This window comes from Chitinophagaceae bacterium, assembly GCA_016710165.1.
Classification (GTDB): domain Bacteria; phylum Bacteroidota; class Bacteroidia; order Chitinophagales; family Chitinophagaceae; genus Ferruginibacter.
The window spans coordinates 287,406-301,985 of sequence record JADJLJ010000002.1 but is presented as its reverse complement, the minus strand read 5'-3'; the positions used below and the strand labels follow the sequence as shown (position 1 = coordinate 301,985).

The 14,580-nt window shown below is 46.8% G+C and carries 8 protein-coding genes; 1 reads left to right on the top strand and 7 read right to left on the bottom strand.

All coding sequences use genetic code 11. The features are described from left to right. Positions 1–15 precede the first annotated feature (15 nt). The 4 genes from IPJ02_11700 to IPJ02_11685 form a co-directional block, all read right to left on the bottom strand. Complete coding sequence (locus IPJ02_11700) at positions 16–552, bottom strand: NADH-quinone oxidoreductase subunit B (GenBank protein ID MBK7376192.1); 537 nt, start codon at positions 550–552, stop codon at positions 16–18. Continuing rightward, entirely contained in the window at positions 543–893 is a 351-nt protein-coding gene (locus IPJ02_11695) for an NADH-quinone oxidoreductase subunit A (GenBank protein ID MBK7376191.1), read from the bottom strand. Before IPJ02_11695 ends, IPJ02_11700 begins: the two co-directional genes overlap by 10 nt. Positions 894–1,027: 134 nt before the next feature. Further along, the gene (locus IPJ02_11690; protein ID MBK7376190.1) at positions 1,028–1,747 is read right to left on the bottom strand and encodes an FAD-dependent oxidoreductase; all 720 of its coding nucleotides are present in this window, start codon (positions 1,745–1,747) and stop codon (positions 1,028–1,030) included. Positions 1,748–1,858: 111 nt separating this feature from the next. Continuing rightward, positions 1,859–7,099: a S8 family serine peptidase gene (locus tag IPJ02_11685; protein MBK7376189.1), complete on the bottom strand. Its 5,241-nt coding sequence runs from the start codon at positions 7,097–7,099 to the stop codon at positions 1,859–1,861. A 200-nt stretch (positions 7,100–7,299) separates the two neighbouring features. Between IPJ02_11685 and mfd the strand changes: the two genes are divergently transcribed. Beyond that, complete coding sequence (gene mfd / locus IPJ02_11680) at positions 7,300–10,743, top strand: transcription-repair coupling factor (protein MBK7376188.1); 3,444 nt, start codon at positions 7,300–7,302, stop codon at positions 10,741–10,743. Here mfd and IPJ02_11675 read toward each other — a convergent pair. The 3 genes from IPJ02_11675 to IPJ02_11665 form a co-directional block, all read right to left on the bottom strand. Then, a complete protein-coding gene (locus tag IPJ02_11675; protein ID MBK7376187.1) occupies positions 10,727–12,625 on the bottom strand; it encodes a DUF3857 domain-containing protein in 1,899 nt (632 codons plus the stop codon). The two genes, mfd and IPJ02_11675, sit on opposite strands and share 17 nt — an antisense overlap. Positions 12,626–12,634: 9 nt before the next feature. Next, positions 12,635–12,823 (bottom strand): hypothetical protein, encoded by a 189-nt coding sequence (locus IPJ02_11670; GenBank protein MBK7376186.1) that lies wholly within the window; start codon positions 12,821–12,823, stop codon positions 12,635–12,637. 96 nt (positions 12,824–12,919) lie between these two features. After that, positions 12,920–14,548, bottom strand: coding sequence for a DUF3857 domain-containing protein (locus IPJ02_11665; GenBank protein MBK7376185.1), 1,629 nt, complete (start codon positions 14,546–14,548; stop codon positions 12,920–12,922). Between the last annotated feature and the right edge of the window lie 32 nt (positions 14,549–14,580).

The following is a 14,580-nucleotide window of genomic DNA, read 5'->3' as shown; positions in this document are numbered from 1 at the left end:
GTTGTTCATACTGTATTATATACCTGACTTTATTTGTTCTCTTGTCTTACCGGCCTTTATCTTCTCCTGTAAACTTATCAAGGCATGCAGCAATGCTTCGGGCCTTGGCGGGCAACCAGCTACATACACATCTACCGGTATGATATGGTCGGCGCCTTTTACCACTGAATAGGTATTATAGAAGAAGGGACCGCCGCTGATGGCACATGCCCCCATGGCAATTACATATTTAGGATCACCCATCTGGTCGTACAAACGTTTTAATACCGGACCCATTTTATTAACGATGGTACCTGCAATGATGATAACATCGGCCTGCCTGGGCGAGGCACGTGCCACTTCGAATCCAAATCTTGAAAAGTCGTATTTGGCGCCGGCTACGGCCATATATTCAATACCACAACAACTGGTGGCAAATGTGAGCGGCCATAGTGAATTGGACCTGGCCCAGTTGATCACGTCATCCAGTTTACTCAATACAATACCACCACCGGGTGTTTCATGCACCTGTCCTGGAAAATCTTTGGGCGTTATGTTTTGCATTACATCCATTTTAGTGCACCTTTTTTCTGTGCATATAAGAATCCCATAAATAATATAAAAATGAAGATAACGATCTCAACCAGGGCAACCCACCCCACTGATTTTGCAACTACCGCCCAGGGGAAAATAAATATCAGTTCCACATCAAAGATCAAAAACACCAGGGCAAATAAATAGTACCCGACATTCAATTGAATCCAGGTTTTACCGGTAGTGGGTATGCCGCATTCGTAAGGTTCCCCTTTCTGTGGGTTCTTGGTATATTTTGTGACAAACTTGGCGATCAGAACAGCAATTGTAGAAAATGCCAGCGCTGCAATTATCAGAACGATCATGGAAGATGCACCCATAGAATTCAGTTGTTGAATGAAGTGTTTTTGGTGGTACAAGTTAATGAAAAAATGGTTTCGCTAAACTTAGCTCCCTGCATGGCATTTATCATTGTACCGGATGATTTTGATCATTTTTTATTATGACTGAAAGATCAGCCATATATCTCCACATGAATATCCTTTTTATCATACCCCATATCCAGGATCCGTTTCTTTGCTTCATCGATCATGCCCTTCCACCCGCATAAAAAGAAACTGGCCGGTTGCCTTTGGGCACAAAGCTCTTCGTACACGGCATGAACATAACCGGTCTTACCCTCCCATTGCTCTCTTGACAGAACAGGCACATACCTGAACCCGGCTACGGCATCCTGCAGTTCCGTCATTTCATCATGATACAGCAGGTTATCTTTTGTGCGGCACCCAAATACGAGGTTAATGCCTTTGTGGGGTATTGCCTTGTTCTGTATGTGATGTATCATGCTGCGGAATGGTGCAATGCCGGTACCGGTGCAAATAAAGAATATCTCTTTATCCAGTGGCTCTTTTAACGTAAAGACGCCCTGCGGACCCCGGAAAGTAACCACAGAACCTGTTTCCACATGCTCGAAAATATAATTTGTCCCGGTTCCCCTCCTGTCGAGTACAATGACCAGCTCAAAGATATTGCTGCCGTCGGGCCAGGAAGCAATGGAATAGCTGCGCAGGCGGCGGTTGGGCTTTTCATGAATGGGAAGATCGAGGGTAACAAACTGTCCGGGTGCAAAATCGAAGGAGGTTAATTCGGGTACCTGTATCCAGTACCTTTTTGTGTCTTTTGTTTCATTCTCTACCCGGATAACATGGCCGGTTCGCCACGGTTGTAATGCCATTAATTATGTTTGCGGGAAGGTACAAAGAAATGGAATAAAAATACTTTCGTGAAAGGGAAAACCGGTTGAACCACACCGGACACATAGAAAGCCCGGTACAGACTCAACCGTTTATTGAATAAGTATCTTCTCTGTTCTCACAGCGTTTTCTGTAAAAATCCTGAGTTGGTAAACACCTTTGGCAATTCCTGCCAGGTTCAACGTATTATTTCTTCCCTGCAGGATAAAGGTTTTAATGAGCTTACCCGACACATCGTATAAAAGCGCTTTATTGCAATTACCGGATGAAGCAATGAACAGCGTTGCATTGACAACCGGGTTTGGATACAGCGTAATATCATCCCCGTCATTATTGAAATTTATCTTCCGCACGGGCGAATATTGAAAGGCTCCATCCCGGTCAACCATTTTCAGCCGGTAATAATTCAAACCGGACATTGGCGCCGGGTCGGTCAGACCATAATAATTATTGCCTGCGGTATTCTTTGCAGGTACCTCTCCAACAGGGATGTAATGGATGCCATCCCCGCTTCGTTCAACAATAAAGCGGCCGCTGTTCACTTCATTTGAGGTGGTCCATTGAAGCAGCACCTTGTTGTTTTGTTTAAGCGCTTCAAAAGAAACCAGGCTGACGGGAAGTGGTTCATTGTGGTTCACCCCACCGTTGTTGAGCCAGAACTCACTGAAACTGTTTACAGGATATTCTGCATAATAGCCATTATCATATGGAATGATCTCCGTATTTGCCGGCAATATATACATATAGGAACCACCGAAATTATCAGCCAGTGTTCCGTTCTCCTGGATGGCTGTTCCGCTGTACTTGGTTACCCCCAGTTCATACGGATCGTTGGGCTTGGTGCAAGGGCCACAGCCGGTTGCAGCCAGCAAGCCCTTGGCTTCTGCGTCGGTAAAATAAAAACGGACAGACACATACCCACCCGGTACATTGGTCGGGCGTATCACAATATTCCTGTTCAGGTAGTATTGATTATTCTGTGTACGTACTGCACCGGTGTAGGGGTATACATCCACGGTGGTACTTCCCAGGTCAAATCCATTGGCATTGACGGATGCCACCCTTTTCCCGCCCGAAGTAAAATGTACCCAGTTCGACCCGTTCACCGTTTGTGTTAAGCCTGTTACGGTTGCCGGAACATCATAAATAAGCGCTTTATCAAACACATGGATATCATCAATACCCACGCCTTCGCGGTTAATGCCCATATCGCTCGACATGACAAAGCGGAAACGGACATTGCCTGCGGTGGTTGGAATATCGGTGCTGGCCACATGCCAGGTGGTAAGTGAAGTGCGCCATTGTTTTTTGCCGGTTGGATCATTGAACCAGTTGGTACCTACCCCGTTTGATCCCAGCCGGTTCCAGGTAACGCCGCCATTATCTGAATACTCGATCCAGTTATAATCTGCCGGGGTTCCGTCTTCGATCTCAAATATGTGACTGAAGGATAAAACTGGCTGTGTCATTCCGCCCAGGTTGAAGCAGGGCGAGTACAAATAAGAAAGTTCATTGTTCTGGTAGTTACCGGTAAGCGATGTCACCCAGGCATTGGTTCCGTTGGCTGCTTTACTGATCGTGGCCTTTGCCGGTGTACCCCATTGCCAGCTGTTGTTTGAGCCCTTGCTGTACCAGCTTCCATCATTGCTTTCAAATCCTTCCAGGTAAGGAAAGGTATTTATAACCAGGCTGGTACGGAAAGCATGATTCAACACACTGTCATTATTAGTGTAGTTATCGGTTGGCTCATTTACCCAGAAATCAAAACTGTAATCGGTGTTAACCGTAAGATTTTCCGGAACAGCAAATGTATGTGTATAGGTACCTGGTGCCAGGGATGCGATCGTTTCCATTACGGGTGCACCGCCATTTACCCGGTAATAAACCGGTACGTTGGTGAATGTTGCAGCGCTGTAATTCTTTACCTGCAGTGAAACAGGCTGGGGGCCATAGGTACCGCAGCCTGTTATGGACGGAGATATGATGTTCAGTATGCCGATATCATTGGCCGCTTCTTTTAGCGTTACATCATCAAAAGTATAACCATCGTCCTGGTCAATGATCGGGTTGGGGTTGTTGGCGGAGGTATTCCCCTGCTGACCGAATTTGATCTGAAAGCTGGTGCTGATGGGCTGTGCCGGCAATACCGTATCCAGCACATCATTCACATTTATTACGGCATGTTTCCATTGTCCGAGCCCGGCCTGGTTGGCAACAAGGTCATAGGCCTGCACCCATGCTTTTGTATCGCTGCCACGTATCCACACTTTATTATTGGCATTATTCTCCTGCCCGTGGTTCTTGTAATAAAAATCAATACGCAGCTGGTTGCCTGAAATATAATTGTTCAGGTTGTAGGTCATCAGCATACTGTCGGTTGTTGTTGCTGCATTGTAAGGGAACTGGTCCAGGGTGATCGCCCTGCTCCCGTTATGCGCAAACCCGGTGTTCACAAATGTCCTTGCCCTGCCTCTTACCGAGTTGGTTTTAAAATCAACTTTGTCAATACTGTCGAGCCCGGTCGTATTGACCACATATTCTTTTACGATCGCCGTTTCAAATCCATCTGTCTGTGGGAGCGTGATCAACGGGTTTACAAGATTTTTTATCGTAACCGAAACCGTATCATCCAGCGGCTGTGTATCGCCGGTTCTCTTTACCCAGGCTTTAATGGTATAGATACCGGTTGCAGAAAGATCGGCCGTAGTGGCAAATGTATATAGCCGGGTAGCCAGCGAATTCACCACCGTTGAACTGCTTTCCATCACCGGGGCGTTACTGTTTACCTGGTAATACAGGTCATAATTTCCGGAAGACGCAGCATTATCCAGGTTTTTAATGGTAAACCGTACCTGCTCTGTGGCTGTTAATGCAGAGGAAGTCAACTGCCTGCCGCTGACAGGCGCACTGATGGAAACGGCTTTAAAGTTGTTGTCGAAGCCGGATAAGGTACACGTACCCGATGAAGGGGTTGAAGTCCTGGAAATGGACCGCCTGCCATTCACTGTTCCGTTCTTTGCACTCACGCCAAACCAATATGCGGTAGAGCTGTTCAGTCCCTGCACTAAATAGGTGAGGCCGGTCGTATTCCCGATGATGGCCATTGAATCACCTTTCTGCTGCCAGATATCATAGGATGTGGCGCCGGAAACGGCAGCCCAGTCTAACTGGACAAAGCCTTCGCAGGGAACCGTGGGTGGTAAATTCACCGTTGGCTGACCGATCACTACAAAATCGTAATCGCTTTGATCGGTATAGGCAGATGAATTCCTGCTTATCCGGATGCGGTAATTATTGCTTACCGTTGACGGAACCGTCCAGTAATAAGATCTTGCGGTAGCAGGCACATTACCATTGATCAGGTTCCAGGTTGTGCCGTCAAAATATTCCAGTGTGAACGTATTTGACTCATCCCCATAAGCGGTCCAGCGGATGGTTTCGGTATCGCCCGGCACCAGTGTTTCTCCGCCAAACGGATGATCCACTGTAATGCCATTCATCTCCATCGAATAGGTAAGTACATATTCCTGCGGGCCCTGCGGAACAGCAAAAGCGTTTACATTCAGGTCATAATTCCCGGCAGCCGGGTTATCGATCACCACCTGTTCAATATTATTCACATGGTCGGCACCCGGGGCTGCATTCGCATTTACATTCGCTGCCGTTGCATCCAGTATCAGGGGAAGATGTGTTACCGGCCCGGGGGCAGTAACGGTAAGGTCAAGATCATTGATCAACGTGCTTGCAGCGTTTGCCGCAGCAGCCGGGTCAGCCCAGTACAGCATTACTTTCAATCGCCTTACTCCTGCAGGCACTGCAATGGTATTAGTGGAAGGCGTTGTACTGCTTATGAAGTATTGTGTTCCTTCCATTGCTTCAACAGCCTTACGGGCATTGAGCATACCAAAGCCAAACGTATAATCCGGGCCAGGGTTACCCAGGTCTTCTGCTGTATTGCACAGCAATGCTTTTACCAAAGAAGCTTTGGGAACTGTCCCGGCATTCAATTTACGGTATTGTTCATTTAATATGGTGACAGCGCCGGCAACCACAGGGCCCGACATGCTGGTGCCGCTGTTAGTCCCGTACGTGTTGAATTGCCTGGTTGAATACACATTAACGCCATCGGCAACGATCTCGGGCTTTAATCTTCCGTCCTGCACAGGGCCCCGGCTGCTGAAACCGGCAATTGCGTAAATGGAATCCATGGCGCCAACCGTTAAAACATTCTTTGCACACTGGTATCCTGATTTTATTGTTGCAAATGAAACTGGGTATGGTGAACAGGTGTACGTCCCGTCATTGCCGGCAGAAACAACATGCAACACTTTGTCGTAGGTCTTCACCTGGTCGTCGGTATAATTACTCAGTACATCATACACCCCGGTTCCCGCACAACTGTCGTCAGCTGCTGTGTACGAATTATTGGTGGCGATCATGTTGTAGTCCGCAACATAGGTGGGTGTATTGGTGATGATATCACTCAGGTACTGGCTTACAATGGTTGCCTTCGGCGCCATTCCGTTGTATTTGGGATTGAGCAGCCCGGCACCGGCTACGGTGCCTGTAACATGTATGCCATGAAAACTGATCGGGAAAGGTACCCGGCTGATGACCCTTCCGGTAAAGTCAAGATGTGCGGTGGCAACCTCCGAGTTATCTCCTATTCCAACAGCAATGCCTTTACCATTCAAGTTCCTTCCGGAAGAAGAAAGCAGGCTGCTTACTCCATGCATGGGCGCACTTTTATAATTCAACGGCTTATCGGTAAGCGATTGCAGGTTTATATAACTTACAAATGGTAATGCAGCAATTGCATTGATATCTGCCCCGGATGGACGGATGAATATAACATCGGTGTTTGCAAACTTTGTGGTAACAATTCCGGCTCCGGCCTTCTGCAGTTCCTGCATCACCACAGCCCTGCCGGCAGGTGCATAATAACTCACCGCAAGAACCTTATCCTGCTTTCCCGGGTAAGAAAGAACATCCTTATCGATCTTATAAAAAACCGGGATGCTGTTGATGGAAACAATGGCATACCTGTCTGCAGCAGAAAAATCAAACCCTTTCTTAATGACAGCGAAATATGCATTACCGGGTACATAGTTCAATAACTCCAGCCCGGCATCTTTCAAAGACCGCTTTGTTTCTGGGGAAGGCAGTTTCGAGAACTGAACCAGCACATAATAGTCGTTATTGAATAAAGAAGGTTGCAGATCATTCTTCTGAAAGCTATGCCGCTGTATGTTATTGCCCGTAATAAAATTGCCCGCCCGGAAACGCACAGGCAGGTCATTATTTTGTGCCGTTACCTCTAACTGGACAATCAAAAAAAATGCGGGTAAAAAATATAAGCAGCCTTTTTTCATTAACCGGTTCACAATTGGATTTCCCTTAAAACAGGTGATGTATAAAAATATGCACAAAAACCATGATAAGACAACGGGAATAACGGTTTTGCTGCCCCCCGTATTGCAGGCATACGCATAATTTATGCAGAATGGCTATTCGGCTTATCTTTGCCGCCCTGATGAACCTGGAAATGCTGCTGAAGGAGTACGTGAATGACAGCCGCTGTTTTACGATAGTGGACCGGATCACTGCGTCCCGGCCCGGGCAAATTCACCTCTCCGGGCTGCATGGCAGTATAACCCCATTCATCGTTTCCACTGTTTTTAACCACCCGGCAGCCTCCCGGTTAAACCATGTCATCATTCTACGGGATGCGGAGGAAGCCGCCTATTTTCACAATACGCTGGAGAACATCTCAGGGGCATTGAACCTGTTCTATTTTCCTTCGTCTTTCAAGAACAAAAAGAACTACCGGTTACTGAACCCCAGCCATGTGATGCTGCGGACCGAATGCCTTACCCGTTTTTCAAATCCGCATGGCGAAAACAGGGTTGGGGCCATTGTAACGTACCCCGAGGCCTTGTTTGAAAAAGTGGTGTTGCCAAAAACACTTTCGTCAAATATCATTTCCATCAAGCAGGGAGATACGCTGGATACCAATGGCATTTATGAGAAATTTATCGGCTATGGTTTCAAACGGACCGACTTTGTATATGAACCCGGCCAGTTTGCCGTTCGCGGCGGCATCCTGGATATTTATTCCTTCGGCAATGAAAAACCTTACCGGGTTGAATTATTCGGCAATGAAGTGGACAGCATCCGCATCTTTGACCCCGAAACACAATTGAGCGAACGGAAATTATTGCAGGTGAATATTATTCCGAATGTGGAAACGCAGTTTGAAACCGGGGAGAAAGTTTCCTTATGGGAATTTTTACCCGAGAATACCGTGGTGTGGACAGAAGACTGGGAATTCATTAAAGACAAGATAGAACAGCAGGAAGATGAGTTTAGGGTTTGGTCCCGCCTCGGGCGGGAGGGGTTTGTAGTCGATAAAGAGTCTGATGAAACAGAGGATATCACAGTGAAAAAAGAAGTGAGTGAAGATGATTTTGTAACAGCTGCCGTTATCGAAGAACAGATCAAACAGAGGCATATTGTTGAATTTGGAAACAAATCTTACTTCACAAACGAACCACAAACCACAAACCATAAACCACAAATAGATTTTTCCACCAAAGAACAACCCTCCTTCAACCGCCAGTTCGACCTGCTGATAAAGAACCTGAAAGAATACGAAGCAAAGAAATACAGCATTTACCTCTTTGCCGAAAATCCCAGGCAACTGGAACGGCTTCATACCATTTTTGTGGACCTGAAGGCAGAGGTGAATATCATTCCTGTCCCGGTTTCCATTCATGAAGGATTTATTGACGATGACCTGAAGCTGGTTTGCTATACCGACCACCAGATATTCCAACGCTACCATAAGTACCGGGTCAAACAGGCCTTCAGCAAGAATAAGGCGCTCACCTTAAAAATGCTGCGGGAGCTTCAGCCGGGAGATTATGTTACACATATTGACCATGGCGTGGGTGTATACAGCGGCCTGCAAAAGATCGAAGCCAGTGGAAAATTGCAGGAGGCTGTCCGCATTCAATACAAGGACGGCGACCTGCTGTACGTAAATATTTCTTCGCTGCACAAGATCAGCAAGTACAGCGGCAAGGAAGGCACGGTTCCCAAAATGAACAAACTGGGCAGTGATGTATGGAACAAACTGAAAGATAAGACCAAGAAGCAGGTAAAGGACATTGCCACCGACCTGATAAAACTATACGCCAAACGAAAAGCCCAGGAAGGCTTTGCCCACAGCCCCGATAATTATTTACAAACAGAACTGGAAGCCAGCTTTATCTATGAAGACACTCCCGACCAGGCCAGGGCAACCGAAGATGTAAAGCGGGATATGGAAAAACCATCGCCGATGGACAGGCTGGTTTGCGGTGATGTAGGATTTGGCAAGACAGAAATTGCCATACGTGCTGCCTTTAAAACCTGCTGCGATGGAAAGCAGGCCGCTGTGCTGGTGCCAACTACCATTCTCGCCTACCAGCATTATAAAACATTTGGCGACCGCCTGAAAGATTTCCCGGTGACCGTTGATTTCATTAACCGCTTCAAATCATCCAGGCAAAAAAAAGAAACACTGCAGAAAGTTGCCGAAGGAAAGATCGATATCATCATCGGAACCCATGCCCTGCTCAACAAAGAAGTGAAGTTCAAAGACCTCGGGTTAATGATCATTGATGAAGAACAGAAATTCGGGGTGGCAGCAAAAGAAAAACTGAAACAACTGAGAACAACCGTTGACTCATTGACCTTAACCGCAACGCCCATTCCAAGAACATTACAATTCAGCCTGATGGGTGCGAGGGACCTGAGCATCATCAACACGCCGCCACCCAACCGGCAGCCGATACAAACCGAGGTGATGCAGTTCAATGAAGATGCCATCCGGGACATCATTTATTACGAGACCGAAAGAGGCGGGCAGGTCTTCTTCATTCACAACCGGGTGAAGGGACTGGCCGAAATGAAAGAACTTATACAGGGCCTTTGTCCTGACCTGAGCATTGCGTATGCACACGGGCAGATGGAAGGCGACCAGCTGGAAGATACCATCCTCGATTTCATGGATAAGAAATACGATGTGCTTGTCTGTACTAATATTGTGGAGAGTGGTGTGGATATCCCGAATGTGAACACCATCATCGTGAACAATGCACACCAGTTCGGCCTGAGTGATCTGCACCAGTTAAGAGGAAGGGTTGGCCGCAGCAATAAAAAAGCATTCTGTTATTTATTCGCTCCGCCGATGAGTACCCTGCCGGTTGACAGCCGCAAACGGTTAAGCACGCTGGAGCAATACAGTGAGCTGGGCAGCGGGTTCCAGATCGCCATGAGGGACCTGGATATACGTGGCGCCGGGAATATGCTGGGCGGTGAGCAAAGCGGTTTCATTGCCGAGATCGGTTTTGAAATGTACCAGAAGATCCTGGATGAAGCCATCCGTGAGTTGAAGCGCTCCGAATTCAAAGAACTGTTCAAGGCAGAGATCCGGCAGCAGGATGATTTTGTGACCGATTGCAGCATTGATACCGACCTGGAGATACTGATACCCGATAGTTATGTTGAAAGCATCACCGAGAGACTGAGTTTGTATTCCAGGCTTGATAACTGCGAAACGCAAGATGACCTGGTTGCATTCCATAGAGAGATGACGGACCGTTTTGGCCCGGTACCCGAACAGGTGGAAGACCTTTTTACAACCGTGCGTTGCCGCCGGTTAGCCGTTGACCTTGGTTTTGAGAAAATGCTGCTGAAGAATGAAACACTCCGGTGTTTCTTTGTAGGTAACCCGGACTCCCCGTATTTCCAGAGTGAACTGTTCAATGGTATACTGCAATTCTTACAAACCGGCACCAACAAGGGAAAATTAAAACAGGTCGGGAAGAACGGGATCCTGGTTGTTGAATCCATCCGGTCCATGAAAGACCTGCATGAATTCTTATTAAAAATGCACAGTGCTTCCGTGAAAGAAGCTACTCCCGCTTCATAACGATCTTCTCATTCACATCTGCCATCACCTGTTTATTGAAATCATACAATGCCTTATAATCGGCTGCTTTTATCACACGTTCTTTTAACTGCAGCATCGCTACGGAAGTGAGTGTACGTGTATCGGCATCCCAGGTGTAGGCACATGTGTACTGGGCGAATGGCCTGGTCACCGATTTACTTTTGGGCAGGTTCTCCGGTGTATACCCCGCCGGGAATTTATACACCGTGGTATCAAAGACCTGGTAGGGGCAGGTGAAATGATAATCCCGCATGCGGTTGTTGTTTTCGGGAATGTCTTCGTCAAAGATGGGATACAGTCTTGGTTCAAAAAAAAGCTTGGATCCTGCATTGAAGGAAAATACCTTTTCGTATTCCATGGCTGCCTTCACCCAATAGGGATTGGTGGACCTGTCTGCCGTGGCTATCTTCAATGCATCGGGTTGCTTCCAGGTTTTTTCGGTGATAAAATATTTCCGCTTCTCATCATCCTTCATGTCGTGAAAGCGCATCAGCAGTTCATCACGGCCGTCTCCTGTAAAGCGGGCTGTTACATTTACCTGGGCACCGCCATCTGCGTTCACTTCAATTACCGTGTTTACCGCTTCTGTATTATTCTTATAATTACTTGCCGGCGTATTCACCAATACGCCCCCATTATCGGTTACCATCATCGCTTTGCGGTTTTCAGTGAATGGCCCGAGTTCTGCAAAGGGAAGCGTGGTGCTGGTACATTCCAGCCAGATGGAATCCTTTGGTTGCGGGATACAGAGTATCGCATGATTAAAGTAGTTGGCAGGAAAATCCTCGATCACCGTTCGGGGAGTAAGCCCGCCCTGTATGATCACGATATTTGATTTTATGCCCACGGCATCCAATGCCGATTTAAGGTAATTGCTCAATGCCTTGCAATCGCCGTATTTTTTATCATCCACGAAACTGGCCGGGAAAGGACGTAATCCACCGATCCCCAACTGGATGCTCACATAGCGCATGTTATTTTGCATGTACGAATAAAGGATCTGCGCTTTTTCCCGGTCGGTGGAGGCGTTCTTTACCAGCCCCTGGTAAAATTGTTTCTTATCATCGGGCAGCCCGGTGGTTTTGGCGTACAGGTTATTGATCCAGGCACCAAAGTTCTTCCAGCTGGTCATGTCTCCCTCGTAATCATCCAGTTGGAATTTATTGGGGCCTATCAAAACCATTGGTTCATACGAATAGGAAGATCCACTGTGTTTTTCCAGTTTGTAGGCGCCAAGGTTCTTTACCTCCCAGCGCAGCATGTCTTTATTGCCGGAGCGGATAAGCTGCGGCTTAAGATCGGTATTTACCAGTTTATAACGGACACCCAGGTCAGCAGGTGATTCCACTTCAAACACGGAATGCTGTACCGATTGCCAGGGCGAATGATAGTCGTAACCCGGCAGACTGAATATTCCCTTGTACTTAATGCTGTACGTGTATTCCACGGTTATAGGATACGAGGGAGCTGTAATATCAAAATAAGTAATTTTTCCTTCCGGAACCAGGCCATCCCCGTAGTTCAATGAGGTCATTTCCTTTTTTGAATAGGTATTTCTTTTGTTGCCGGCCACATCATATACTTTTATCTCTGCTTCATCCAGCACATGAAATTTATCGGAGAACTGGCTGAAGAAAAGAAATCTTTTTGCCTGCTCGTTCATAACCGTTATCACCTGGTGCACATCAAACCAGGCTGTATTCTTATCCTTAACATTTACTTTGATGTATTCTTCCCGTACCACCAGGTCTGCATCCTTCTTCAATGAATCGGGTATGGTAAGGGCAGAATAGATATTCATCTGTGCGGCGGCAGCCATCACTGAAATGTTCAAAATAAAAAAACAGTATACTCTTTTCATACAAGGGTTTTATTTTTTCTTCAAAACGATCCGTTCATCCATGATCATGTAAAGCTGCCGGAAGAACTCTTTTATATAAGGATAACTTTCAGCAGAATAGCCCGATGCTTTGAAATCAATGGTGAACCGGAATGAAAGGATACTTCCCTCAAGCTGCATCATCCGGGTAAGTACGATGCTGGTATCCGGCAGGATCATTTGGTGTTCCTGGGCAGTTCGTTCACTGTAAAATTATCGGGAGGAACCAGGAACCGTTGACAATATATTTCCGGGGATAGCTGAAGTCAATATCCGTCACCCGCTTCTCATCCAGGAACGGGTTCTTGCCCAGGTTCGTAAAAAGGTTATACGGCAAAAGTAATAATCCCCGCTGGATTGCATGCTGCCGCTGAATTCGATCTTTTGCTCAAGCGGCAGCGACTCATCCTTTTCATTATTCACCGCCAGGGAATCTACCGTAATGTTTATGCCGCTGTTGTCTTCAAAGGTTTCTTTCAGTTTTGCATTCGCATGCCTGTGCATGCGTATATTTCGTGCATACCCCGAACTGTTGAGGGTGGCCTGGCCTGCAAGTTTTCCATCTTCGCCCACCGCACAGGAAAAGAATATGCTGTTCTCAAACCGGTCTTCACTTTCCAATTTTACCAGGCCGCCGTTCTTTTTATCCACCACGAGGCCAAACCGGTATAGAACATCGTAGGGCACCCGGTGAAAGGGGTTATACTTATCTGCCGCATTCATCACGTAAACGGTTTCGCCCTCCTTCACATAGGCCATCACACAATTGAACTGGCTTAAAAAAGGATAGAACGTATTGATGGTGCCATTGTCCCTGGTACTCACCAGCAAAGGTTTTGCCTCTATACCGGCATCCCGCAAAAGACGTATCAGGATGAAATTGATATCGGTGACCGAACCATTCTTTTTATCCCAGGCATCTTTTATACCGTAGTATGAGTAAATGCCATAGGTTTCATCCCACTGCATATTGCTTTGCACATAATTGTAAACCGTTCTGATCCTTTCCGTATTCGTTGTAATGAGCGGAAGCTTTGCATCCAGGTCAGACGGACCCCGCAGGGGCTTTTTGATGGCCTGGCCAGAATCCTCATCCTCCAGCAATTGCTCTGTTCTCCTGGGCCAGGTGGTTTGAAAGTCTTCGTTATAGGTTGGAGAACTTATCCTCGACAATTTAAACTGCACCCGCTGCACATAACCCTTTGTGCCGGCGCTGTATGGCTCTTCTTTGATGCCGGGTATATTACGCAATATGTACCATTTACCGGGATCACCTAAGCTCTTCTTCTGCTCTTCCAGCTTTTGCCGGAGGGTTGACTGTACAGAAAACTGGAAATATTCGGGTATGGCAAGATAATAGGCGCTGTATTTTACCGGCACTTCGCTCTGAAAATACCAGGTGGGAATATAGCTGAATGATTTGCGTATATGGCGGTATTTGTATTCGAACACGGTTCCAACCTTTACATTGGGTATGGCGAAAGATATCTCAGACATTTCTTTATCAATGGGTTTATCAAACACGGCCTTATTCTCCATCTCTGTTTCAACGATATTGCCGCCTTCGTCCATGTTAAACGATATACCTCTTACACCGGAGACCTCTTCCGACCGGTTTTTGGAATAATACCGCAGTTTCACCTGCGCCCTTTCGGTACCGGATGACTTCAGCACTTTGATACGAACCCGGTAAATACTCTCGGATAACCATCCTGAAAACCCTGCATACCTGATCTCAATTTCGCCCACATCAAACAATACAACCGCTTCGGCCCCGGGGTCAAAGTCGCAGTCCTTCATTTCCAGGTCGGCCTTATCCACTTTGCCAAAAGAAGGAAGTTTATCCTGGCCATGCAGGACTGAAAAAATGATCAGCAGGAATAAAAAAAGTGCAGATTTTTTCATGATGGGAAGAATTACTGAAATGTAATTACGGA